A 24,117-nucleotide genomic window follows, 5' to 3' on the forward strand; every position below is an offset into this window, starting at 1 on the left:
CCGTTCCCGGGGCCCCATATAAAAAAAGCCAAGAAAATCCAACCTTTACTTCAAATGAGAGCAGCAGTTATGAACTTGAAACATTCTCTGTTAGCCATTGCCATGTCTACCGTTTGTGCCGCCCAGGTGCAGGCAGCCGATGCCGCCAAGCAAGCCGTGGTCGATTCCCTCGCCAGCAACCTGGTCGTCAAGTACGAAGTCGTCACCAACGACGGTGCCGGCGCCGGCCTCGATTGCCAGGCACTGGGCTCCGAGTGGGCGAGCTGCGGCGTTGCCAAGCTGCACCTGACCAATACCGGTGCCGACGTCACCTCCAAGGACTGGAGCATCTATGTCTCCTCCATCCGCCGCATCCAGCGGGTGGACAACGACCAGTTCACCATCACCCACCTGACCGGCGACCTCTATCGTTTGACGCCAACCGAGAAGTTCCAGGGCTTTGCCAAGGACGCCACGGTCGAAGTGCCCCTGGTGGTGGAGTACTGGGTATTGTTCGAATCTGACATCATGCCGAACTGGTACGTCGCCAGCGAAGGGGCCGAGCCGAAAGTGCTGGCCAGCATGAGCAACATCGACGATGCCACCACCTACGAGAAGCCGATGCCGGCCGACGGCTGGAAGCGCACCAAGGATGACAACAACATCCTGATGAACAGCGAGACCCGTTTTGCCGCCAACCAGACCAGCACCTTGCTGCCTGCCGGCAAGATTGACGACCAGATCCTGCCGACCCCGATGAAGCAGGTGGTCAAGGCCGGTCCCCAGGTCGACTTCTCCACCATCAAGCTCAATGCCCTTGACCTGCCAAGCGATCGCGCCGAGGCCCTGAAGGCTCAACTGACCAAGCTGGGTGTTACCCTCTCCGACACCGGCTACCCAGTGACCATCAAGCTCGGCAGCAAGCTCAAGCAGGCCGAAGGCTATGACATGACCATAGGCGCCAAAGGCACTGTGGTGCAGGGTCATGACATCGACGGGGCCTTCTGGGGCGCCCAGTCCCTGATCTCCCTCTTGGGGGTCAACGACAAGCTGGTGAGCCAGATGAGCGTCGAGGATGCACCGCGCTTCGAATACCGCGGCATGCAGACCGACGTGGCCCGCCACTTCAGAAGCCCGGAGACCATGAAGAAGCTGGTTGACCAGATGTCTGCCATGAAGCTCAACGTGCTGCACCTTGGCCTGACCAACGATGAAGGCTGGCGCATCGAGATCCCGGGCCTGCCGGAGCTGACCGAGGTCGGCAGCCAGCGTTGCCACGACGAGTCCGAAACCAAGTGCCTGATGCCGCAGCTCGGCTCAGGCCCCACCAGCGACAACCAGGGCTCCGGCTTCTACAGCAAGTCCGACTACATCGACCTGGTGCGCTATGCCAAGGCCCGCGGCGTGACCGTGATCCCCGAGATCAACATGCCGGCCCACGCCCGTGCCGCCGTGGTCTCCATGGAGGCGCGCTACAAGCGTCTGCTGGCTGAAGGGAAGGAAGCGGAAGCGAACCAGTTCCGTCTGACTGACCCGGATGACACCTCCAACGTCACCTCGGTGCAGTTCTACGACAAGATGTCCTTCATCAACCCCTGCCAGCCGGGTGCCGCCACCTTCGTGGCCAAGGTGATGGATGAAGTGGCCCAGATGCACCAGGCCGCCGGCCAGCCCCTGACCGCCTGGCACTACGGTGGTGACGAGGCGAAGAACATCATGCAGGGCGGCGGTTACCAGGACCCGGCCATCACCAAGAAAGAGGAGCTGGTCGCCTGGAAGGGCAACGTCGACTCCAGCAAGCAGGACAAGCCGTTTGGCAAGTCCCCCATGTGCCAGAAGATGATCGACGATGGCAAGATCAAGGACGTGGCCGAGCTGCCTGTCCACTTCGCCAAGGAAGTGAGCGAGATGGTCAAGGGCCACGGCTTCTCCACCCTGCAGGCGTGGGAAGATGGTCTGAAGTACGCCACGGACGCCAGCGTGTTCGCCACCGAGAAGACCCGGGTCAACTTCTGGGAAACCCTCTACTGGGGTGGCTTCAACGAGGCGATGAAGTGGGCGCACAAGGGCTATGACGTGGTGCTCTCGAACCCGGACTACCTCTACTTCGACTTCCCGAACGAGGTACACCCGGCCGAGCGCGGCTACTACTGGGCGACCCGCTTCAACGACACCCGCAAGGTGTTCGCCTTCGCCCCGGAAAACCTGCCGCAGAACGCCGAGACCTCGGTTGACCGCGACGGCAACGCCTTCGTGGCCAAGGGTGACCAGGATCCGGTCAAGTTCAAGGGGATCTCCGGTCAGCAGTGGAGCGAAACCGTGCGCACCGACGCCCAGTACGAGTACATGGTCTACCCGCGCATCTTCTCCGTGGCCGAGCGCGCCTGGCACAAGGGTGGCTTCGAGCTCGACTACGTGAAGGGTCGCGAGTTCTCCGGTACCACCAAGCACGTCAACAAGGCCACCCTGAACAAGGAGTGGAACCAGTTCGCCAACCTGTTGGGTCAGCGCGTGCTGCCGAAGCTGGATCAGGCCGGTGTGGAATACCGCCTCTCCGTACCGGGCGCCAAGGTGGTGAACGGCAAGCTGGAAGCGAACGTGGATCTGCCGGGTCTGCCCATCCAGTACAGCCTGGACGGCACCACCTGGACCGCCTATGACGCCGCCGCCAAGCCGACCGTCAATGGCAAGGTCTGGCTGCGTACCACCAGCTTCGACGGCAAGCGCACCAGCCGCGTCACCGAGCTGAACTGATAGCGTATCGTCTCTGACACAGGGCGGGTCGCAAGACCCGCCTTTCCCAAGGCCGATATGTCATCGGATTTGGGAAAGGTTGACTGTGCGTGTGAGCCTTTGTTGTGTGTGTATTGTCTGTTTTTCATCACTTGTGACCCCGCCTCGTGCGGGGCTTTTTTTGGTCAGGGTTCAGGCATGCTTCCGCTGTTTCCCGTTTTTAGCACGCCAATGGCCCGGATTGGCCAAATTCAGGTTGAGGCAGGCCGCGTAATGAGGGATCATATCCGGCTTGACGGCGGGGTGATGAGAGTGCCAACCGGCACAACTTCCGCCAGTGACGCATTTTTGAGGTGAGCCATGAGCGAGGCGAGCAGCCCAACCAACTTTATCCGTCAGATCATCGATGAAGATCTGGCCAGCGGTAAGCACAAGAGCGTGCATACCCGTTTTCCGCCGGAGCCGAACGGTTATCTCCATATCGGCCACGCCAAGTCCATCTGCCTGAACTTTGGCATCGCCCGTGACTATCAGGGCCAGTGCAACCTGCGCTTCGATGACACCAACCCGGCGAAGGAAGACATCGAGTTCGTGGAGTCCATTAAGCAGGACGTGCAGTGGCTCGGCTTCCAGTGGAGCGGCGAGATCTGCTACTCCTCCGACTATTTCGACAAGCTGCACGGCTATGCCATCGAGCTCATCGAGAAGGGTCTGGCCTATGTGGACGAGCTCTCCCCCGAGCAGATGCGCGAATACCGCGGCACCCTGACCGCCCCTGGCAAGAACAGCCCGTTCCGCGATCGCAGCGTGGAAGAGAACCTGGCGCTGTTTGCCAAGATGAAGAGCGGCGAGCTGGCCGAAGGCAGCGCCTGCCTGCGCGCCAAGATCGACATGGCATCCCCCTTCATGGTGATGCGCGATCCCGTCATCTATCGCATCAAGTTTGCCCACCACCACCAGACAGGTGACAAGTGGTGCATCTACCCCATGTACGACTTCACCCACTGCATCTCGGACGCCCTGGAGGGGATCACCCACTCCCTGTGCACCCTGGAGTTCCAGGACAACCGTCGCCTCTATGACTGGGTGCTGGACAACATCAGCATCGACTGCCATCCCCGTCAGTACGAGTTCTCCCGTCTGAACCTCGAATACACCGTCATGTCCAAGCGCAAGCTGAACCTGCTGGTGACCGAGGGGCACGTCAGCGGTTGGGACGATCCGCGCATGCTGACCGTCTCCGGGCTGCGTCGCCGTGGTTACACTCCGGCCTCCATCCGCGAGTTCTGCCAGCGCATCGGCGTGACCAAGCAGGACAACATCGTCGAGATGAGCATGCTGGAAGCCTGCATCCGCGACGATCTCAACGAGAATGCTCCCCGTGCCATGGCGGTGCTGCATCCGGTCAAGGTGGTCATCGAGAACCTGGCCGCCGACGAGGTGCTGACCGCACCGGCGCACCCGAACAAGCCGGAGATGGGCAGCCGCACGCTTCCCTTCACCCGCGAGATCTTCATCGACGAGGCGGACTTCAAAGAAGAGGCGAACAAGCAGTTCAAGCGTCTGGTGCTGGGCAAGGAAGTGCGCCTGCGCAATGCCTATGTCATCAAGGCGGAGCGGGTCGAGAAGGATGCGGACGGCAAGGTCACCTGCATCTACTGCTCCTACGATCCCGAGACCCTGGGCAAGGATCCGGCCGATGGCCGCAAGGTGAAGGGGGTGATCCACTGGGTCAGCGCCACTCACTCCCTGCCGGCCGAGATCCGTCTCTACGATCGTCTGTTCAAGATGCCTAACCCGGGTGCCGAGGACGACTTCGAAGGGGCGCTCAACCCGGACTCTCTGGTGATCATCCAGGGCGCCCGGGTCGAGGCCTCCCTCAAGGACGCCAAGCCGGAGTTTGCCTACCAGTTCGAGCGTGAAGGGTATTTTTGCGCCGACAACAAGCTCTCCAGCGCCGAGCATCTGGTGTTCAACCGCACCGTGGCCCTGCGCGACGTCTGGGGCAAGGCCGAGGCCTGATCGCTGCCGTCTGACAGGCAGAGGGCAGGGGAGACCCTGCCACTCTGGTCCGGATTGCGGACACAAAAAAAGCCAGCGTGATGCTGGCTTTTTCATGGCTGCTCGCGGCCGACGGCGTTATTCGTCGTGCTTGCAGTCACCGTTCACGCAGTGACCATAGAGATAGAGGCTGTGGTTGGTCAGGCGGATGTTGTGGTGCTTGGCGATGTCGCGCTGACGCTGCTCGATCACCTCGTCGGAGAACTCGATCACCTTGCCACAATCGAGGCAGACCAGGTGGTCGTGATGTTCCTGGGTGGCCAGCTCGAACACCGACTTGCCCCCTTCGAAGTGATGGCGGGTGACGATACCGGCATCATCAAACTGGTTGAGAACGCGATAGACGGTAGCGAGACCAATCTCCTCACCCTGGTCGATCAGCCGTTTGTACAGATCTTCCGCACTGGTGTGCTGGCAGTCCGGCTGTTGCAGGATTTCCAGGATCTTGACGCGGGGCAAGGTGATCTTGAGCCCGGCCTTTTTTAACGCTTGGTTGTTGTCTGCCATATTCTATTTATTCGCATTCTCGAAGGTGTGGTTATTCTGATTGACTGCCGAAGGAATGGCAACCACGAACTCGTATGGCCTGACATTATAGGTCGTAGCCAAGTCAAAAATAAACCCAGTAATTCAAGGGGTTTAGCACATTTCCCCCCTGTGGAAGATTAATCTGGCCGGCCCGGACCGGGCTTGCTCCGCGAGGGAATGTTGATACTATGTCACTTCTCTATAGTCTGGTCGGATGAGATCCATGGATTGGCTTTTTGGCAACGCGGCCTGGGTGCGCCACGCCCTCAACGCCTGGCCCCCGTTCTGGGGTGCGGGCATCAAGATAGAAACATTGAGCCCCGATTTTCGCTTCTGTCGGGTCACCCTCAAGTCCCGCTGGTGGAACAAGAACGCCAACCGGACCCAGTTTGGCGGCAGCATGTTCGCCATGACGGATCCCATCTATCCGCTGATGCTGATGGGCCATTTCAAGAACCGTTATTACGTCTGGGACAAGGCGGGCAGCATCAATTTCATCAAGCCTGGCAAGGGGATGCTGGTGGCGGAGTTCAACCTGACCGACGCCAAGCTGGCATCCATAGTGGCGGCGACCGAGGGGGGTAACAAGCATTTCCCCGAGTTCGAGGTGCAGGTGCAGGACAAGCGGGGCGAGCTGGTGGCCCAGGTCAGGCGCACCCTGTATGTGAAACCCAAGCCGGAACACAGAACCCAGAGCCTGGCTGCGCCAGCCATGAAGGAGTAGAAACAACAAGGGCCCCGACGGGGCCCTTGTTGTCAGAGGAGGGAGATCACTCCAGCTCGCTCAGGCACATCTCTTCGTGCAACTGCTTGCACCAGCCCTTGACGCGCTCGGCGGTCAGCTCCGGCTGGCGATCCTCATCGATCCCCAGACCGACGAAGTGCTTGTCATCCACCAGTGCCTTGGAGGCCTCGAACTCGTAGCTCGCGGTTGGCCAGTGGCCGATGATGATGGCACCTTTGGCTTCGACGATGTCACGCAGGGTGCCCATGGCGTCGAGGAAATACTCGGAATAGTCTTCCTGATCGCCGCAGCCGAAGATGGCGACCAGCTTGTTGTTGAAGTCGATCTCTTCGAGCTCGGGGAAGAAGTCATCCCAATCGGCCTGGGCTTCGCCGTAGTACCAAGTCGGGATACCGAACATCAGCAGATCGAAGCTGTCGATGTCGGCCTTGCTGCTCTTGGCAATGTCACGGACTTCAATCAGTTGTTTGCCCAGTTCTTTCTGGATCATCTTGGCGACAGCTTCGGTATTACCGGTATCGCTGCCGAAAAACAGACCTACACTAGCCATAGTGTTTAGTTACCCGTATCTGGTTAATGCTTAACGGTTCAGATTGCGATGCCTGCTGCATGCGCAGACTCAATCTGTTGCTTCAGGATAGATTGGATCAGCTCGGCTCGGCTGACGTTCTGTTGTAGCGCAAGTTGGTTCAGGCGCTCCAGCAATTCGGCCTCCACCTTTAACTCGACCCGCTTCAGGCCGTTCTCCCGATCGCGCTTGAGCTGGTTGCGCTTGTTGATCTTGAGTTGGGTCTCACGGGGGAGTGGATTGGTCTTTGGCCTGCCGGGGCGCTTCTCAGTTGCGAACAGATCCAGTGTTGTTCGATCAGTTTGCTGTTTGGCCATACATCACAGATGAAAAGTAGTTAGCCGATCCCAGAGCCTTCCCAGCCCATTTCGATCAGCCCCTTGGCGACAAAACCCGCGCAACCCAGAAACAGAACCAGCCAGACGATAAAGCGGCCGAAACGGGGCACGTTGCCGCGTTTGAGCACGTCGTGAATGGCCAGACCAATCAGCAGGAAGATGGCCACGAAGAACAGCTTCAGGCCCAGACTCTCGATCAGATCGATATGTTCATACAGCATGGATTGCGCACACTCCTTATGACGGGCGCACTATATCACAAAGGATTTGAAACTGTTAACCGCCTGTCGACAGGAAATCCACAACCAATTTGTTGAACAACACCGGCTTTTCGGCGTGCAGCCAGTGACCGGTTCCGGCGATGACTCGGGCCTTGGCGGCCGGGAATTGTGCCATCACTGTCTCGGTATATTGAGGCTGCATATAGTCGGAATCCCCCCCCTTGATGAACAGGGTCGGCCCCTCGAAGCGGGTCTGGTCGTCGGGCCAGCCCATGATGTTGGCGTAGTTGCGCTCAAGGGCCGGCACATTGAAACGCCAGCCCCAGCCCGCCTCGGTTTTGGCGAAGGATTTGAGCAGGAACTGGCGCACGCCGGGGATCTCGATATGTTCGGCCAGGATGGCTTCCGCCTCGCTGCGGCTTTGGGGGGGGCGCGTGAGCGTGGCGTTGAGCCCGGCGAACACATTCTGGTGGCGGGCATGGGGATAGGCGACCGGGGCTATGTCGGCCACCACCAGCCGGTCGACCCGGGCAGGGGCCAGCTTGGCGACCTGCATGGCGACCTTGCCCCCCATGGAGTGACCGACCAGGGATACCTGCTCAAGCCCGAGCCGATCCAGCAGGGCGATCACATCCGCCCCCTGCTGCGGGTAGCTCATCTCATCGGAGTGAAAGGAGGCGCCGTGGTTGCGCAGATCGACGCTGATGACCCTGTATTGCTCGCTCAGGGGGCGGGCCAGCAGGCCGAGGTTGTCCAGGCTGCCGAACAGGCCGTGGATCAGCACGACGACAGGGCCTTGTCCCTGATCCTTGAAATTCAATAATGAGTTTTGTTGCAAAATGACACCTTGTCGGTCGTGGGCTGTTTCGCCAGATTTTTAACACACTGAAAGAAAAGGATTTCATTCCTTGGGGGGCATTTTTTTGTGGTTTTTTTCCAAAAAAACGGCCCGGGATCGGCTATCAGTGCGGGGGATCACACACTTGGCTCGCCATTATGCCGTATTCTCACCGAGATTCATGCACATCTGCCAGCCCCTCCCTTGGGCTGCCGGGTCTGCCTATGTATAATCGCCGCATCCGAATTTCGACGAGTCCAGCGCATCCCTATGAAAACCATCGAGCTTGATGACGATCTCTACTTCTTTATCGCCAGCCAGACCCGGCACATTGGCGAGAGTGCTTCCGATATCCTGCGCCGTCTGCTGGAACAGCCCGTCAAGGCGGGGACGACAGTGCCGGCCGCGCCTGTGGTCCAGCCTCAACCCCTGGCCGATGCCATGGGACTGGAAGCCCTGCTCGATTCCGGCGAGCTGCAAAAAGAAGAGAAGTCCATCAACCGCTTCATGCTGGTGCTCAGCACCCTGTACCGGGACAACCCGGAGAGCTTCACTCAGGCGACCGAGATCAAGGGGCGCAAGCGCGTCTATTTCTCCCGCGACCCGGAAGCGCTGCGTGCCAGTGGCAGCACCACCAAGCCCAAGCAGGTGCCGGATACCCCGTTCTGGGTCATCACCAACACCAACACCAGTCGCAAGCAGAACATGGTGGCCCAGCTGATGACCAGCATGGGTTATGACGAGGCTCTGACGGCTCGGGTGTGCGGCACCGTATAACGCATCAACGACTCAAGGCCTTGCCGGGCAAGGCTTCTGCTCAAGGAAAACGCCATGGCACAGCATCCCCACGCCGGTCAGCCGGCCCGTTTAAGCGATCTGACCAACATTCCCCGTCTGGTCAGCGCCTACTACCTCAACAAGCCGGACATGAGCCGCCCCGAGCAGCGGGTAGCCTTTGGCACCTCCGGCCACCGGGGCAGCGCCCTGCACAACGCCTTCACCGAATCCCACATCCTGGCGGTGACCCAGGCGCTGGTGGAGTATCGCCAGCAGGCCGGCATCACGGGCCCGCTGTTTGTGGGCATGGACACTCACGCCCTCTCTGAATCCGCCTTCTCCAGCGCGGTGGAAGTGCTGGCGGCCAATGGCGTCGAGACCCGCATCCAGGCAGGCCTCGGCTTCACGCCGACCCCGGTCATCTCCCACGCCATCCTGCGCCACAACGCCAGCAAGCCGGCGGCCTTGGCGGACGGTGTGGTGATCACCCCGTCCCACAACCCGCCGGAAGACGGTGGCTTCAAGTACAACCCCCCCCACGGCGGTCCTGCCGAAGGGGAGATCACCAAGTGGGTGGAAGACCGCGCCAACGCCATTCTGGAAGCCGGTCTGGCCGGCGTGAAGCGGATGCCGTTCGCCGAGGCCCTGGCGAGCGAGTTCGTGGTCGAGCACGACTATGTCACCCCCTATGTGGACGATCTCGAGAACGTGCTGGACCTGGCCGCCATCAAGCGCGCCGGCATCAAGATAGGGGTGGATCCGCTGGGTGGCTCAGGCGTCGCCTATTGGGACGTGATCGCCAAGCGCTACGATCTGGACATCGAAGTGGTGAACTACAAGGTCGATCCGACCTTCTCCTTCATGACCCTGGATAAAGACGGCAAGATCCGGATGGACTGCTCCAGCCCCTTCGCCATGGCGGGCCTGATTGCCCTGAAAGACAAGTTCGACATCGCCCTTGGCAACGACCCTGACTACGACCGTCACGGCATCGTCACCAAGGCGGGGCTGATGAACCCGAACCACTATCTGGCGGTGGCCATCCAGTATCTGTTCACCCACAGGACCGGCTGGCCCAAGGCGGCGGCCGTCGGCAAGACGCTGGTCTCCTCTTCCATGATCGACCGGGTGGCCGGCGAGATAGGCCGCACCCTGAAAGAGGTGCCGGTCGGCTTCAAGTGGTTCGTGGATGGCCTCTACAGCGGCGAATTCGGCTTCGGCGGTGAGGAGAGCGCGGGCGCCTCCTTCCTGCGCAAGGACGGCACCGTCTGGACCACCGACAAGGATGGCTTCATCCTGGCCCTGCTGGCCGCCGAGATCCTGGCCGTGACCGGCAAGGATCCCCAGGCCCACTACGATGCCCTGGAAGCCAAGTTCGGTCGCTCCAGCTACCGCCGCATCGACGCTCCCGCCAACAGCGCCCAGAAGGCGGTGCTCTCCAAGCTGGATCCGGCGCTGGTGGAAGCCTCGACCCTGGCCGGCGAGCCCATCATTGCCAAACTGACTCGCGCGCCGGGCAACGACGCTGCTATCGGTGGCCTCAAGGTGGTGACCGAGAATGGCTGGTTCGCGGCGCGCCCCTCGGGCACCGAGTCCATCTACAAGATCTACATGGAGAGCTTCAAGGGCGAGGCACACCTGGACCTGATTCAGCAGGAGGCCCAGCAGATCGTCTCCGCGGCCCTGGCCAAGGCCGGCGTCTGAGCCTGAAGCCAGTCACTGAAGCGCATAAAAAGGAGCCTTATCGGCTCCTTTTTGCTGTGTGCCTGGCGGGGATCTGGTGCCCGATCAGCCATTTCCCGGCTGGTCGGGGCAAGCCTTGGCAGCCTGCCCGCCCTTGAAGAGAGGTCGGGTCGGCAGCTTCATCAGGAACAGGGAGAGCAGGATCACCGCGATGCCGAGCCACTGGCGGCCGTCCAGCGTTTCTCCCACCAGCAGCACGCCGAAGGAGACTGCCACCATGGGGTTGGTGAGGGCCAGCATGCCCATCACCTCGGGACCGTGGCGCTTGAGCCCCCACAGCCAGGCCCAGTAGGCCAGCGCGGTGTTGAGCAGGACAAGCCAGATCAGGCCAGGGGCACTCGCCGGTTGCGGCAGCGGCATGGGGCCCGCCAGCCACCAGGCGAGCGGGATCAGCATCAGGCCCCCGAGCAGCAGTTGCCAGGCGGTCAGCGCCAGCAGATCGCTCACCGGCCAGCGCTGCATCCAGCGGCTGGACTGGCCGATGAGCAGGGTGGCCAGCAGGGCGCACGCCACGCCGACGGGATCCAGGTTGGCGGAGGGATTGAGCAGCAGGAGCACACCCGCGAGCCCCATCAGGCCCAGCAGCAGCCACTTCAGGCTGGGCCGCTTGCCATCCTGCCACCAGGCCAGCCCCATCAGGATGAGGGGCAGGGTGGCACCCAGGGTGCCCGCCACCGCCCCCGGCAGGCGATAGGCCGCCACGAACAGCAGGGCAAAGAAGGCGGTGATGTTGCAAAACGCCAGCAGGAACTGCCGGCTCCAGGTGAGCGGTGGTCGGCGGGGATGGAGCAGCAACAGCAGTATACCGGCCGGCAGTGCCCGCCATACGGCCACCCAGTAGGGGGAGTAGTCGGTCAGGTAGAGGCTGACGACGGCATAGGTACTGCCCCAGAGCAGGGGGGCGAGCAGGGCAATCAGCAGTGGCATGGTTGTCTCGCAATGAAGTATCTTGAAGTAAAGATAAATTAGCCGCGAGTTAGTTTATTATCAAGTATCTTTTCGAAAAGATAATGGAGCCGGAATGGATAGTGATCATGTAGACCTGCTGCTGGCCCAGTGGGCGCGGCAGCGACCGGATCTCGACTGCTCCCCCATGGGGGTGCTGGGGCGGGTGGCGCGCATGGCGGCCATCGCCGGGCGCGAGGTGAGTGAAGAGCTCAAGGCGTGCGGCCTGCTGGGCTCAGACTTCGACATCCTGGCGACCCTGCGCCGGGCCGGTGAGCCGCTGACCCCGACCGCCCTCTACCAGTCCGCCATGCTGAGCTCGGGGGCCATGACGGCCAGGCTGGACAAGTTGGAGCAGCGTGGCCTGATAAGACGTGAAGCCTCCCCCGATGACAGGCGAAGCCTCTTGGTCTGCCTGACGGAGCCGGGGCGGGAGCTGGTCGATCAGGCGGTGGAGCGCCACGTGGCGAACGAGCGACGCCTGCTGGCCCCGCTGACGAACGAGGAGCAGGGGCAACTGGCCGCTCTGCTCAAGCGCTGGCTGCTGGAAAACGAATAGCAAAACGGGCCCGATGGGCCCGTTTTCGTAGGGGGGGGCTGGCTCAGTAGCCGCCTCTGGCATCCTTGACCGCCAGACCCAACTGCCACACCGCCATGGCGTAGTGGGTGCTGTGGTTGTAGCGGGTGATGGCGTAGAAGTTCGGCAGGCCGTACCAGTACTGATAACCGGTGCCCACGTCCAGGCGCAGCAGGCTCGCCTCCTTGTGGTTGCCGAGCGACGCTGTGGGGGCCAGCCCGGCCCCGCGCAGGGTGGCGACCGGGTAGCGGGTCTGGAAGCCGTGCTCATAACCGGGCAGCTGGCCCTGACCGCGCACCGCCACCGGTTGCCCCTTCTCCCAGCCATGGGCCTTGAAGTAGTTGGCCACGCTGCCGATGGCATCCACCGGATCCCACAGATTGGTGTGGCCATTGCCGTTGAAGTCCACCGCATAGCTGCGGAAGCTCGACGGCATGAACTGGCCATAGCCCATGGCGCCGGCGTAGGAGCCCTTGGGTTCGGTGGGATCCATGCCCTCATCTCGGGTCATCACCAGGAAGGCCTCCAGCTCGCCGGTGAAGAAGGTCGCCCGGCGCGGATAGTCGAACGCCAGGGTCGCCAGGGCATCCAGGATGCGGGTCTTGCCCATCACCCGACCCCAGCGGGTCTCCACCCCTATGATGCCGACGATGATCTCGGGGGGCACCCCGTAGATCTGCTGCGCCCGATTGAGCTCGCTCTCGTACTCACGCCAGAAGCTGACGCCGTTTTGCACATTGTCCGGGGTGATGAACTTGGCGCGGTAGCGATTCCAGGCACCGGTCGGCCCTGTGGGCGGCGTGGTGGTGGGCGCCTGGGCGTCCATCAGCCGGATGATCCAGTCGTAGCGCTCCGCCTGGGCCAGCACTTGGCGCAGCTCGGCGCCGTTGAAGCCGTGCTTGTCGACCATGCGCTGCACGAAGTTGTCCACGTTGCTGCGGTTGGCGAAGTCTCCCTTGCTGACTCCCTGGCCGCTCCCCTGCTGGTAGAAGGGTTTGCTCGGCGGCGTCTGATTGATGAAGGCGCTCTGGGGCTGCGGCTTGACCACGGGCTTGGGGGCCGGTGTGCTGCTGCAGCCATAGAGCAGGGGGAACAGGGAGAGGGTGAGGAGAAGGCGACGCATACGGTTCTCGTGAGCCTGAAAAAGAGTGTCGTCATGGTAAAACATTGGCATCCATGCGCAAGTGCTCAGTGCAGGGCCCGGGGCCCATATTCATCCGCCGCTGAATTCGCCGACAGGCCCCTCTCCTTTCAACGCAGGGTGTGGTAGCCGCTCCAGAGCCGGGTCAGGGTGGTGATGGCGCAGAGCAGGGCAAAGCCGTAGGCCAGCGGTGCGAAGGCGGCGGGCCAGAGGCACATCAGCACGAACAGGGCTATGGTCTCGCTCCCCTCGGTGAGGCCGCCCAGATAGTAGAGGGACTTGTGGTGGTAGACGGGGTTCTCGATGCCGCGCTTGCCCGCCATGATGGCAAAGGCGAGGAAGCTCGAGCCAGTGCCCATGAAGGCGAACAGCAGGGTAGCGGCGGGCAGGGCGTTGGCGGGGGCGCCGAGGGCAAAGCCCAGCACCACGGCGGCATAGAAGATGAAGTCGAGGCTGATGTCCAGAAAGCCGCCGCAATCCGTGATCTTCGTCTCTCGCGCCACAGCACCATCGAGCCCGTCCAGCAGCCGGTTGAACAGGATGGCGGCGAGGGCCCAGCCGTGCCAGCCCAGTGCCAGCAGCGGCAAGGCCAGCATGCCGACGGCAAAGCCGGTGAGGCTTATCTGGTTGGCACTGATCCCGGCCCGGCACAGGGGGGCGGCCAGCAGTTGGAGAGGGCGGCGAATGAGGGGGATCAGGTGGCGGTCAAACAAGGTCGGTCTCCTCTTTGGTCAAGCAGGGAGTGGTCAGGGTGAGGATAACCCCCGGGGCATCCTCCTCGTCGTGGGTGACCAGCAGAGCGGGTATGCCGAGCGCCTTGAGCCGCTCGAACACCAGGGTTCTGAAGGCCGCCCGCAGCGGCTTGTCCAGCCGGGAGAAGGGCTCGTCCAGCAGCAGGGCCTCTGGCTCTGCCAGCAGGGCCCGCAGCAGGCCGACGCGCGCCTTCTGACCGCCGGAGAGCTGGCCCGGCAGCTTGTCCGCCTGTCCCTCCAGCCCCACCTCTGCCAGCGCCGCGAGGGCGCGGGCCCGTCTCGCCGCCATCCCCTTGAGATGAGCCGGCATGCCGAACATCAGGTTCTCTGCCACCGTCAGATGGGCAAACAGCAGATCGTCCTGAAACAGCATGCCGATGCGCCGCGCCTGGGGTGCCAAGGGGGTGAGCCGCCGCTCGCCCAGGTGGATGTCGCCGCTCAGCCGGATGGGGCCCTTGGCGGGCAGCACCCCCGCCAGGGCCGCCAGCAGGGAGCTCTTGCCGCAGCCACTCGGGCCCATCAGGGTCAGCACCTCGCCGGGGGCCACCGCCAGGGGGGGCAGCGTCAGCAGGGTCTGGTCATCCAGGTAGAGGGTGAGCTCGGTGGTATGCAGCATGATCAATGCCTCAGTGCGGGGTTGATACGGCGGGGCAGCCAGAGCACCAGGCCGTAGATGAAGAGTGGCAACAGCAGTTGCAGCAGGCCATAGAGGCCAGCCAGTCGCCGGTTGAGGCCGCTGCCGATGGCCACCGCCTCTGTGGTGATGGTGACCACGCGGCCTGCGCCAAACAGCAGGGTGGGCAGGTATTGGGCCAGGCTCACCGCCGCCCCGACCCCGAAGGCGAACAGCAGCGGCCGCGCCAGCAGCGGCCCCTTCACCCGCCACCAGGCGCGCCAGGGGCTGGCCCCGAGGGAGAGTGCCGCCCGGGTGAGGCGATCGTCGAACTGGCGATAGGGGCCGTGCAGGCAGAGATAGACATAAGGGAAGACAAACAGCAGCTGGCTCCACAGCACCCAGCCCGGCCCTATGCCATCCAGCCCGAAGGCGCCTGTCTGCAGGCGCAGCCCGAACAGCAGGCTGGCCTGGGGCAGCAGCAGCGGCAGGCAGATGAGCCAGAGCGGCCACTGGCTATGGTGGGGACGGCGGCCCTGCTGGGCCTCCAGGGCGAGCACCGCCAGCAGCAGCGAGAGGCCGGCGCAGAGCAGGGCCAGCCACAGGCTCTGCCACAGCAGGGGCCCCAGGGTGGGCAGCAGCTCCAGCCAGTGGCGGCCGCTCCATTCGCTGGGCCAGAGCGCGGGGAAGGACCAGCGCCGGGCCAGGGACCAGAGCAGCAGGGAGGCCAGCACCAGCAGGTTGATGGCGAGCAGGGCCCAGACCCCTGCCCGGGTGAGGCGCTCGGGCCAGGGCGAGGGGAGGCTGCGCCTGCCGTCCAGCCAGCGGGCCTTGCCAAGCGCCCCGTGCCCCCACTCCAGCAGCCGCAAGGCGGCGAGCAGCAAGAGGTTGAGCGCCAGCAGCAGCAGGGCGCCGCTGGCGCTGGCCCCGCGCCACTGGAGGTCCGGGTCCTGATACCAGAGCCAGAGCCGCACCGCCAGGGGGGCAGGGGCATCTGGCCCCAGCAGCAGGGCGAGATCCACCACCCCCAGGCCATAGGCCGCCACCGCATAGAGGGGCAGGCGCAGGGCGGGCCAGAGCGCGGGCAGCAGCAGGCGCCACCAGATCTGCGGCCCGCTGAAGCCCATGGTTTGTCCCAGCCACTGCTGGCGGCTGACCCGGGCGGGGTCGAGGGCCGAGAGCGCCATCAGCAGCAGAAAGGGGGTCTCTTTCAAGATGAGCGCCAGAATGAGGCCGAGCCCCCAGGGATCTCTCAGGGTCTGCCAGTCGGGCGGCAACTCAAAGCCGGTGAGGGCGGGGGAGATCAGGCGCAGCAGCCAGCCGGAGGGGGCGAGCAGGAAGGCCACGCCGATGGCGAAGGCGACGTGGGGCAGGGCCAGCAGGGGGGAGAGCAGGCGGCGCAGCCAGCGCATCCAGGGCTGCCCCTCCCCCCGGGCGAGCAGCAGGGCGGTGCAGAGCAGGGCCCCCAGGGTGGAGGCCCCCGCCACCCAGAGGCTCAGGCCCACCGAGTGCCAGAGCCCGGGCTGGGCAAGCAGCAGGCTGACATGGCCTTTGGCCAGGCCTGCAAGCAGCAGGAGCAGCAGACCGCCGGCGACAGGCGCGGCCAGCGACAGGGCGCACAGCAGGAGAAAGAGGAGGCGCCAGGGCCGGATGCTCATGGTCTAGTGGCCGTAGCGATCGGCCCAGGCCGCTTCCAGCCGAGTCTGCCAGCTGGGGTGGGGTTCAGGCTTAGCCTTGAAGCGCAGGGCCGGCTGACTGTTCCCCGGCAGGGCCTCCTGGCGCAGCACGCTCGGGTCGCCCCAGAAGGCGGGATCCGCCTTGCGGGCCTGGGCGGCTGGGCTCAGCAGGAAGTTGGTCACCACCTTGGCGCCGGCCCGGGCGCTGGCGTTGAAGGGGATGGCGAGGAAGTGGCTGTTGGTCAGGGCCCCCTTGGCCATGGCAACGGCTTTCACCGCAGGGGGCAGGGTGCCGCTTTGCACCGAACTCTGGGCCTCGCCAGGGTTAAAACTGATGGCCATGGCCAGCTCGCCGTCATCGAGCAACTGTTTGGTCTCGGCGGCGCTGATGGGGAAGAGCTTGCCCTTGCGCCAGAGCACGGGATGCAGCGCATCGAGCCAGCCCCAGAGCGGGGCCGTGAGGCGGGCAAAGTCGGCGTCGTTCGCCTCGCGATAGAGGGGGGCAGGATCGGCGGTCAGCTCCAGCAAGATCTGCTTGAGGAAGCTCGAGCCATGAAACTGGGGCGGCTTGGGGTAGGTGAAGCGGCCAGGGTTGGCCTTGGCCCAGGCGAGCAGCTCGGCCGCCGAGCTGGGCGTTGTGGTGACTTCCTCCGTGTCGACCATCAGATTGAGCTGGCCGATGCCCCAGGGGGCCTCGAGCCCGGCGACCGGCACCGTGAAGTCCTCACTCACCGGCAAGGAACTGTCTACCAGCGCCATGTTGGGCAGATCCTGGGTGAAGGGGGCCCCCAGCAGCCCCTGATCCTTGAGCGCCTTGAAGTTCTCCCCGTTGACCCAGAGCAGATCGATGGGGCCGCCCGACGTCTTGCCTGCCTGCCTGCTGGCCAGCAACTGGCTGACGCTCTGGGCGATGTCATCTACCTTCACCTGCACCAGGGTGACCCCGTACTGGCGCTCAATCTCCTGCCCAGCCCATACCAGGTAGGCGTTGATCTCCGGGCTGCCGCCCCAGGCATTGAAATAAACGCGCTGGCCCTTCGCCTCTTCGAGGGTCTGTTGCCAGGGCGTCTCGGCGGCGTGGAGCGGGGTCGCCAGCAGCAGGGAGGTGGCGGCGAGCAGGGGACGGAGCAGGGCGCGAACTCGGGTCTTGAACATGATGAGGGTCTCGTGGGCTCAGGCGCCGCGGCGCCAACTGTGATAACGGGCCAGCAGGGCCAGCAGGCGGGTGGGTTGGTGGGCCCGCTTCCACTCGCCGGCCAGGTACTTGTTCCCCTCCATCAGGGTGGGATAGGTGTGGATGGTGCCCAGGATCTTGCCAAGCCCCAGGCGGTGGCGCATGGCGAGCACAAACTCGGCGATCCGCTCGCCAGCGTGAGTGCCCACTATGGTGGCGCCGAGGATCTTGTCCTTGCCCGGCACCGTCAGCACCTCGATGAAGCCGTGGCGCTCGCCGTCGGCGATGGCGCGATCCAGCTCGGCCAGCTCGAAACGGGTCGCCTCGAAGGGAATGCCTTGGGCCTCGGCCTCCTTGCGATTGAGGCCGACCCGGGCAATTTCGGGACTGGTGTAGGTGGCCGCCGGGATCACGCGATAGTCCGCCTTGAAGCGTCTGAACTGGCCAAAGAGGGCGTTGACGGCGGCATACCAGGCCTGGTGGGCGGCGAAGTGGGTGAACTGATAGGGGCCTGCGACGTCGCCCACCGCCAGTATGCTGGGGTAGTTGGTGGCGAGAAAGCCGTCGATGGCAACAGTGCCACGGGGGGCCAGCTCCACCCCCAGCGCCTCTAGGCCAAAGCCGCTGACGTTGGCGACCCGGCCCAGGGCCAGCAGCAACTGATCCCCCTCCACCAGGTGCGTTTCGTCCCCCCGGCGCAGCTGCAGCCGGATAGGCAGTGTGCCCTCGGCCGTGGGGTCGTAGTCGGCGCGCTCCGCCCGCCAGCCGGTGAGTAGCCGCACGCCGTCGCGGGTCATCTGCTCGGCCAGCGCCTCGGCCACCTCCCGCTCTTCCCGGGGCAGCAGCTGATCGGCGAGCTCCACCAGGGTGACGGGAATGCCGAGCAGGGCAAGGCTCTGGGCCAGCTCGCAGCCGATGGGGCCGCCGCCGAGCACCAGCAGGTGACGTGGCGGTTCGCGCAGCTGCCAGAGGCTGTCCGAGGTGAGGTAGGGCACCTGCTCAAGACCCGGAAGCGCTGGCACCAGGGGCCTGGCCCCAGTGGCAAGCACGATATGGCGGCTGCTCAGGCGCCTGCCGTCCACTTCCACTTCCCAGGGGGAGACGAGGCGGGCCCGGCCCTGGATGCACTCCACCCCCAGCCCCTGATAGCGTTCAACCGAGTCGTGGGGCTCGACCTCCTTGATCACCGTCGCCACCCGTGCCATCACGGCGGCAAAATCGGCCTGGGACTGGCTGGGGCTGAAGCCAAGCTCGCCGGCCTTGCGCTGTTCAAAGGCGAAGCGGGCGCTTCGGATCAGCGCCTTGGAGGGGACGCAGCCGGTGTTGAGGCAATCTCCCCCCATCTTGTGTTGCTCGATCAGCGCCACCCTGGCTTTCACTGCGGCGGCGATGTAGCTGGTGACCAGGCCCCCGGCACCGGCGCCTATCACCAGCAGGTTGTAGTCGAAGCGCGCCGGTTTGCGATAGGGGGCATGCAGGCGGCGCAGGGCGAGCCTGCGTTGCAGCCCTCGCATCAGCCAGGGCATCAGGCCGAGCAGGGTCAGGGCCGCCACCAGGCCGGGGGAGAGGATCTTGCCCGTGCTGGTGAGGGTGGCGAGCTCGCTGCCCGCCAGCACATAGACGAAGGTGCCCGGCAGCATGCCGAGCTGGCTGACCCAGTAGTAGGTACTGACTCTGATGGGGGTGAGCCCCATCAGCAGGTTGATCAGAAAGAAGGGGAAGAGGGGGATGAGGCGCAGGCTCAGCAGGTAGAAGGCCCCATCCTTCGCCATGCCGGCCTCAAAGGTGGCCAGCTTGTCCCCAAAGCGGCGGCTCACCCAGTCGCGCAGCAGGAAGCGGGCGCTGAGAAAGGCCAGAGTGGCCCCCAGGGTGCTGGCAAAGGAGACCAGCAAGAGCCCCCAACCAACGCCAAACAGGGCGCTGCCCCCCAGGGTCAGCAGGCTGGCGCCGGGCAGGGAGAGGGCAGTGGTGACCACGTAGAGGAGCATGAACAGCAGGGCCGCCTGGCCGAAGTGCGCCTGCACCCAGGCCGAGGCTTGCCCCTGGTGGGCCTGCAACCGGGAGAGGCTGAGGTAAGCATCGAGATCCAGGGCGAAGAAGGCGCCGACCAGACTCCCCATCACCAGCAACAGCAGCAGGCGGGCCCGGCTCATTGGTGCTCCTGGTCGGAGGGCGCCGGGCGCTCGGGTTGCACCGGCAACTGGCAGAAGCCCTGGGGGGCGATGTCGAGGGCGGCATTGAACTTGGCCGACATGTTCTGGAAGGCGATGAGGCCGGTGAGCTCCACCAGGGCATCATCATCGAACCAGGCCTTGAGCCGAGCGGCCTGCTGGTCGCTCACCCCGTCCAGCCCCGTCATGGCCTCGGTGTAGTCGAGCACCGCCCGCTCGCGCTCATCGAACAGGGGGCTTTGGCGCCACTGGGCCAGCGCCTCCACCTTCTCGCTGGAGCCGGCCCGCTTGATGAGGGTCATGGCGTTGATGTCGACGCAGAAGCGGCACCAGTTGAGCTGGGAGACCCGCACCGTCACCAGGGAGCGCAGCACGGGGTCTATGGGGGATCGCTTGCGGTTGATGACGCCGTAGAGGGTGGCGACGGCGGCAAACAGGCGCGGCGAGCGACCCCAGCACTTGCCCGGGATCAGCACCTGACCGTAGTTGCGTTGCTGCAGCCAGAAAAAGGGGCGGATAAACCAGGCATATTCCCGATCCGGCTTGACCTCAATGCGCATGTTGTTCCTCGTCGAGTCTCTGCATCTTGGGTTTGTAGGCACCCCCCAGCCGCTCGTTGAGCCGGTTCAGGAGGTTCAGGATCCGCCCCCGGTTGACCCCCAGATCGCTGCGCCCCTGGCGGGAGGCGGAGCGCATGTCGACCCGGGTCTCCTTGGGGCCCGTAAAGACCCGCAGCGCCACATCATCCTGAAAGCCGAACCAGCCGGTGGTGACCACGGCATCGAGGCCGTCCGGGCCCGGGCGCACCCGCCAGCCGAGTTCCGTCATCAGCTCCTCCGCCTCGGCGAGCACCTCGGCCGGGGAGGCGTGGGTATAGAGAGGACCGGGGTTGCCGGGAAAAGCTTGCAAGGGGGGGACATTGACGGGGAGATCCTCTGCCGTTCTCAGCTGCTCGGCCCACAGCAGGCGGGGCGGATGATGGGGATCCGTGCTGACGTCGTTGGTGAGCGGCGAGCGCAGCGCCTGAACGACAAACAGCAGGGGCAGCAGCAGGGGGGCTATGCCCCAGGCATCGGCCCACAGACAGGGGGAGCTGCGGTAGCGCCAGGGCAGGCGCAGCAGGAGCCAGAGACTGATCAGGGCGCTCGCGATGCAGAGGGCGAAACCGGCCCACCAGGGCCAGAGATGAGCCCGGCTGCCGAGGGCGCCCCCCAGGGGCAGCAACCAGGCCAGCAGGGGCCACCACAAATAGCTGTGCATATGCAGGATCCACTGGTTATGATGGAGCAATGCCCAGAAGGATAAACTTAATTACCTGATAACGTTAGTAAATTATCTTTATCTTGGCGTTTTTTGCCGCCCTGCGCGCAGGTGGAGCAGGGCGGCAGTGATGGCTCGGCCGGGCAAGGCGCTGCGGGGAGGGCCCGGGCCCTCAGCTGCGGTAGAGCACCTTGATGAGGTGGAAGCCGAACTTGGTGCGCACCGGCCCCAGCACGGTCAGCAACTCCCCCTTGAAGACGGCATCGTCAAAGGCCTTGACCATGTCACCCTTGGAGAACTCTCCCAGATCGCCGCTGCGCTTGGCGGAGGCGCAGGTGGAGAAGCGCTTGGCCATCTGGCCGAAGTCGGCACCCTTGGCGAGTTTTTCCTTGATCTCCAGACACTCTTTCTCGGTCTTGACCAGGATGTGCTGGGCACAGGCTTTTTTCATCGGAACGCTCCTCGGCGAGGGTAAAGGGGGCGCAAGGGTACTCCAATTCGGCGCGCGCGTCAGCCCCGCCGGCGGCACATCAGCCGCGGGGATGGGTCGCCAGACGTGCCCTGGGGCGAGACTGCCAGAGGATCTCCAGCCCCAGCAGGGCATAGAGGCTCCAGATGGCCAGGGGATTGAGCCAGTCGCCACCGAGCTGCAGGGTGAGCAGGGCGCCGCCGACCAGCAGCAGGGCTATCCCGGGCAGGCGCCAGTGTGCCGGCAGCGGTGCCAATATGGCCAGGCCCAGCAGCAGGGCGAGACCGAAGGGCAGGTTGAGGGCGGTGAAGGCCAGGGCCTGCTGGCCGTTCATGCCGGTCAACAGGGCCAGCAGGGCACTGCAACAGGCCAGGAAGGTGACGAATTCGAGTCGGTCGGCTATGTAGTCAGCCAGTTGTTCGCTACGTAAGGGCATGGGGTCTCTCCTGCGATTGATGACATCAGTGTGGGGCAGGGAAGGAGCCAGTGGCAGCGGGATAAATCGATTGGATTGAACGAAGCTTTAGTGACACCTATTCAAGTTGTTGATTTAAACTTATTTTCCTGTTCAATAGCAGGATATCGCAATGGGGGCCCCAGACGATGATGTCAAGCCTGCCAGGGCATCCGGGGTCTCAAGGTCCGGGGCCGTCCGACAGGGGCTGTCGCGTGGCAAACGCAACAGCGCCACGGGCGGCGACGGGAAGGAGCCGCCGGTATCGGACCTGGGTGCCGTTTTTTTGTACATCCCTTGCCGGGAGAGTGCGCACTTTTCCCCGCTGACGGGTTGTTTTCCCTGTCCGGCCCCTTTGAGTGCCGGCCCCGGAAGAGGACGCCAGCCCCGGGGGGGAGGGGGATTTCGCGATTGCGGTTATGCTAGGATGAGCCGCGCTCGCCTGGGGTGAGCCCCATTATCATTCTAAATCGCACGGTTTTTTACTTATGTTATTCGGGGAAATTGACGTTTGACAGGATGCCATCCTATTTTGCCTGCCGGGTTCAGCTCACCCGGGCGAACCCGTCGCCCCGGGCTCGGCACCTTGCTGCTCGCCCTCTGTCTGTGGCTGCTGGTGACCCCCGCCATGGCGGCCAAGCTGACCTATCAGATCAAGGGCATCAAGGGCGAGCAGAAGGATAACGTCGAGGCCTACCTCAATGCCCTGCCGGTCTATCAGGAGCGCCAGTATCGTCCCGCCCGCGCCAAGATCACCGAGAGCGTGCAAAAAGCCCTGCAGGTCTATGGCTACTACCAGCCGAAGGTAACCCTCGCCCGCGACAAGAAATCCCCCGCCAGGGTGGTGATCGAGATAGCGCGGGGGGAGCCCGTGCTCATCTCTCGCCTCGACATTCTGCTGGAAGGGGAGGCGGGCAGCGACGAGGTCTACAGCGAGCTGCTGGACAAGCTGCCCCTGAAGGAGGGGGATCCCCTCAACCATGGCAAGTACGAGTCCATCAAGGCGGATCTCGGCAGCCTGGGGCTGGCGCGGGGCTACTTTGACGCCAAGATCAGCAAGAGTCAGGTGAAGGTCTTCCCGGATCAGGGCAAGGCCGAGATCTATATCCTGTTCCGCTCCGGTCCCCGCTATCACTTCGGCGAGATCCACTACGATGCGACGCCGGAGGCGCTGCGCCTCATCCGGCCGCTCATCAACATCAAGAGTGGCGACCCCTATCTGGCGATCCGGCTGGCCGAGATGTCCCAGGACGTCTCCTCCACCAAGCTGTTCAAGCAGGTGGACATCAAGCCCATGATAAGCCAGGCCGAGGGCAATCGGGTGCCGGTGCAGGTGACCCTCTCGAACCGGGTCGACCACGAGATAGAGGTCGGTATCGGTTATGCCACGGACGTGGGGCCGCGCCTGAGTGCCACCTGGGAGAAGCCCTGGGTCAACCGCTATGGCCACAGCCTCTCCAGCACCGCCAAGGTCTCGGCCCCGGAGGCTGAGCTCAGTTTCGATTACCAGATCCCGGTCGGCAACCCGCTGCGGGACTACTACTCCCTGCAGGCCGGCTACCAGTACACCGACAACAACGATACCCGATCCGATCTGGCTACCTTCGGCGTGCACCGCTGGACGCGGCGGCCGGAGAGCTGGGACAGGGACGTCTTCATCCGGCTGGAGAACGAGCGCTACGTGCAGGGCAAGGACGAGGGGAACAGTCTGCTGCTGATCCCCGGGGTCTCCTGGTCACGGTTGCGGGTGCGCGGCGGCCTGGTGCCGGAGTGGGGGGATCGTCAGCAGCTGACGACGGAGTTCTCCAGCCCTTACTGGGGCTCTGACATCAACTTCATGCGGGTGTGGGGGCGCAGCAAGTGGCTGCGCACCCTGGGGGAGGATCACCGCTTCCTGATGCGGGTCGAGCAGGGGGCCATCATAGGGGATGACTTCTCGCTGGTGCCCCCCTCCTTGCGTTTCTTCACCGGTGGCGATCAAACCATACGGGGCTACGGCTATGAGACAGTCTCGCCGAAGGACGAGGATGGCAAGCTCACCGGCGGGCGCTACACCAGCGTGGGCAGCCTGGAGTACAACTACCGCTTCAGCGACAAATGGCTCGGCGCCCTGTTTGTGGATGGCGGCACCGCCACCGTGGACTACAGCGAGGCCTGGAAGATAGGCACCGGGGTCGGGGTGCGCTGGGTGACCCCCATAGGCCAGGTCAGGCTGGATCTGGCGGTGGCCATCTCCGAGGAGGACAAGCCGTTGCGGCTGCATTTCGCGCTGGGGCCTGAATTATGATCCGGTTTGAACCCACTCATCCTCTTTGTTCTCTCTCCTGGCCGCTGCGGCTGCCTCTTTCTCGGGG

Annotated in this window: 23 protein-coding genes; 7 read left to right on the plus strand and 16 right to left on the minus strand. The window is 63.9% G+C overall.

Annotation, left to right across the window (positions count from 1 at the left end):
• Nucleotides 1–69: 69 nt before the first annotated feature.
• Together ACB030_RS01020 and glnS are read left to right on the plus strand one after the other, a co-directional pair.
• On the plus strand, nucleotides 70–2,733 hold the full coding sequence (locus ACB030_RS01020; protein WP_371157299.1) for a beta-N-acetylhexosaminidase: 2,664 nt from the start codon (nucleotides 70–72) through the stop codon (nucleotides 2,731–2,733).
• Nucleotides 2,734–3,072: 339 nt separating this feature from the next.
• Nucleotides 3,073–4,734 (plus strand): glutamine--tRNA ligase, encoded by a 1,662-nt coding sequence (gene glnS, locus ACB030_RS01025; protein ID WP_371157301.1) that lies wholly within the window; start codon nucleotides 3,073–3,075, stop codon nucleotides 4,732–4,734.
• A 117-nt stretch (nucleotides 4,735–4,851) separates the two neighbouring features.
• On the opposite strand, the gene fur is transcribed toward glnS, so the two are convergent.
• Nucleotides 4,852–5,280 (minus strand): ferric iron uptake transcriptional regulator, encoded by a 429-nt coding sequence (gene fur, locus ACB030_RS01030; RefSeq protein ID WP_005325677.1) that lies wholly within the window; start codon nucleotides 5,278–5,280, stop codon nucleotides 4,852–4,854.
• A gap of 244 nt (nucleotides 5,281–5,524) precedes the next feature.
• Between fur and ACB030_RS01035 the strand changes: the two genes are divergently transcribed.
• Nucleotides 5,525–6,025 (plus strand): DUF4442 domain-containing protein, encoded by a 501-nt coding sequence (locus ACB030_RS01035; RefSeq protein WP_247626857.1) that lies wholly within the window; start codon nucleotides 5,525–5,527, stop codon nucleotides 6,023–6,025.
• 46 nt (nucleotides 6,026–6,071) lie between these two features.
• Here the strand turns inward: ACB030_RS01035 and fldA are convergent, their stop codons facing one another.
• From fldA to ACB030_RS01055, 4 genes are read right to left on the minus strand one after another with little or no spacing between them, the layout of a single operon-like run.
• On the minus strand, nucleotides 6,072–6,596 hold the full coding sequence (gene fldA, locus ACB030_RS01040; protein WP_005325673.1) for a flavodoxin FldA: 525 nt from the start codon (nucleotides 6,594–6,596) through the stop codon (nucleotides 6,072–6,074).
• Nucleotides 6,597–6,634: 38 nt separating this feature from the next.
• The gene (ybfE, locus tag ACB030_RS01045; protein WP_005325670.1) at nucleotides 6,635–6,931 is read right to left on the minus strand and encodes a LexA regulated protein; all 297 of its coding nucleotides are present in this window, start codon (nucleotides 6,929–6,931) and stop codon (nucleotides 6,635–6,637) included.
• Nucleotides 6,932–6,951: 20 nt separating this feature from the next.
• A complete protein-coding gene (locus ACB030_RS01050) occupies nucleotides 6,952–7,173 on the minus strand; it encodes a DUF2788 domain-containing protein (RefSeq protein WP_106887376.1) in 222 nt (73 codons plus the stop codon).
• A 55-nt stretch (nucleotides 7,174–7,228) separates the two neighbouring features.
• Entirely contained in the window at nucleotides 7,229–7,993 is a 765-nt protein-coding gene (locus ACB030_RS01055) for an alpha/beta fold hydrolase (protein WP_371157543.1), read from the minus strand.
• A gap of 288 nt (nucleotides 7,994–8,281) precedes the next feature.
• Here ACB030_RS01055 and seqA point away from each other — a divergent pair, with 288 nt between their 5' ends.
• On the plus strand, nucleotides 8,282–8,788 hold the full coding sequence (gene seqA / locus ACB030_RS01060) for a replication initiation negative regulator SeqA (RefSeq protein WP_202046322.1): 507 nt from the start codon (nucleotides 8,282–8,284) through the stop codon (nucleotides 8,786–8,788).
• Nucleotides 8,789–8,842: 54 nt separating this feature from the next.
• Nucleotides 8,843–10,492, plus strand: a complete 1,650-nt coding sequence (pgm, locus tag ACB030_RS01065) for a phosphoglucomutase (alpha-D-glucose-1,6-bisphosphate-dependent) (protein WP_371157306.1) — start codon at nucleotides 8,843–8,845, stop codon at nucleotides 10,490–10,492.
• 84 nt (nucleotides 10,493–10,576) lie between these two features.
• Here pgm and ACB030_RS01070 read toward each other — a convergent pair whose 3' ends face one another.
• Nucleotides 10,577–11,458 (minus strand): DMT family transporter, encoded by an 882-nt coding sequence (locus ACB030_RS01070; protein ID WP_371157308.1) that lies wholly within the window; start codon nucleotides 11,456–11,458, stop codon nucleotides 10,577–10,579.
• Nucleotides 11,459–11,552: 94 nt separating this feature from the next.
• Between ACB030_RS01070 and ACB030_RS01075 the strand changes: the two genes are divergently transcribed.
• Nucleotides 11,553–12,035 carry a MarR family transcriptional regulator gene (locus ACB030_RS01075; RefSeq protein WP_323980482.1) on the plus strand — a complete coding sequence of 161 codons (483 nt, stop codon included), beginning with the start codon at nucleotides 11,553–11,555 and terminating at the stop codon, nucleotides 12,033–12,035.
• Nucleotides 12,036–12,078: 43 nt separating this feature from the next.
• On the opposite strand, the gene mltB is transcribed toward ACB030_RS01075, so the two are convergent.
• The 10 genes from mltB to ACB030_RS01125 form a co-directional block, all read right to left on the minus strand.
• Entirely contained in the window at nucleotides 12,079–13,176 is a 1,098-nt protein-coding gene (gene mltB, locus ACB030_RS01080; RefSeq protein ID WP_371157310.1) for a lytic murein transglycosylase B, read from the minus strand.
• 128 nt (nucleotides 13,177–13,304) lie between these two features.
• The gene (locus ACB030_RS01085; RefSeq protein WP_371157312.1) at nucleotides 13,305–13,907 is read right to left on the minus strand and encodes a CDP-alcohol phosphatidyltransferase family protein; all 603 of its coding nucleotides are present in this window, start codon (nucleotides 13,905–13,907) and stop codon (nucleotides 13,305–13,307) included.
• The gene (locus tag ACB030_RS01090) at nucleotides 13,900–14,562 is read right to left on the minus strand and encodes an ATP-binding cassette domain-containing protein (protein WP_371157314.1); all 663 of its coding nucleotides are present in this window, start codon (nucleotides 14,560–14,562) and stop codon (nucleotides 13,900–13,902) included. The genes ACB030_RS01085 and ACB030_RS01090 overlap by 8 nt, the downstream gene beginning before the upstream one ends.
• Before the next feature lie 2 nt (nucleotides 14,563–14,564).
• The gene (locus ACB030_RS01095; RefSeq protein ID WP_371157316.1) at nucleotides 14,565–16,217 is read right to left on the minus strand and encodes an ABC transporter permease; all 1,653 of its coding nucleotides are present in this window, start codon (nucleotides 16,215–16,217) and stop codon (nucleotides 14,565–14,567) included.
• A gap of 3 nt (nucleotides 16,218–16,220) precedes the next feature.
• Nucleotides 16,221–17,390, minus strand: coding sequence for an ABC transporter substrate-binding protein (locus ACB030_RS01100; RefSeq protein WP_371157318.1), 1,170 nt, complete (start codon nucleotides 17,388–17,390; stop codon nucleotides 16,221–16,223).
• A gap of 18 nt (nucleotides 17,391–17,408) precedes the next feature.
• Nucleotides 17,409–19,562: an FAD-dependent oxidoreductase gene (locus ACB030_RS01105; RefSeq protein WP_371157320.1), complete on the minus strand. Its 2,154-nt coding sequence runs from the start codon at nucleotides 19,560–19,562 to the stop codon at nucleotides 17,409–17,411.
• Nucleotides 19,559–20,140: a carboxymuconolactone decarboxylase family protein gene (locus ACB030_RS01110; RefSeq protein WP_371157322.1), complete on the minus strand. Its 582-nt coding sequence runs from the start codon at nucleotides 20,138–20,140 to the stop codon at nucleotides 19,559–19,561. Before ACB030_RS01110 ends, ACB030_RS01105 begins: the two co-directional genes overlap by 4 nt.
• Complete coding sequence (locus ACB030_RS01115; RefSeq protein ID WP_371157324.1) at nucleotides 20,130–20,840, minus strand: DUF1499 domain-containing protein; 711 nt, start codon at nucleotides 20,838–20,840, stop codon at nucleotides 20,130–20,132. The genes ACB030_RS01110 and ACB030_RS01115 overlap by 11 nt, the downstream gene beginning before the upstream one ends.
• A 172-nt stretch (nucleotides 20,841–21,012) precedes the next feature.
• Nucleotides 21,013–21,291 carry a peptidylprolyl isomerase gene (locus ACB030_RS01120; protein WP_025326374.1) on the minus strand — a complete coding sequence of 93 codons (279 nt, stop codon included), beginning with the start codon at nucleotides 21,289–21,291 and terminating at the stop codon, nucleotides 21,013–21,015.
• Between the two features lie 79 nt (nucleotides 21,292–21,370).
• Nucleotides 21,371–21,745 (minus strand): hypothetical protein, encoded by a 375-nt coding sequence (locus tag ACB030_RS01125; protein WP_371157326.1) that lies wholly within the window; start codon nucleotides 21,743–21,745, stop codon nucleotides 21,371–21,373.
• A gap of 529 nt (nucleotides 21,746–22,274) precedes the next feature.
• On the opposite strand from ACB030_RS01125, the gene ACB030_RS01130 reads away from it, so the two are divergent.
• Nucleotides 22,275–24,050 carry an autotransporter assembly complex family protein gene (locus ACB030_RS01130; RefSeq protein ID WP_371157328.1) on the plus strand — a complete coding sequence of 592 codons (1,776 nt, stop codon included), beginning with the start codon at nucleotides 22,275–22,277 and terminating at the stop codon, nucleotides 24,048–24,050.
• Nucleotides 24,051–24,117: the final 67 nt, after the last annotated feature.

The sequence above is a fragment of the Aeromonas sp. S16(2024) genome (assembly GCF_041403065.1).
GTDB lineage: Bacteria > Pseudomonadota > Gammaproteobacteria > Enterobacterales > Aeromonadaceae > Aeromonas.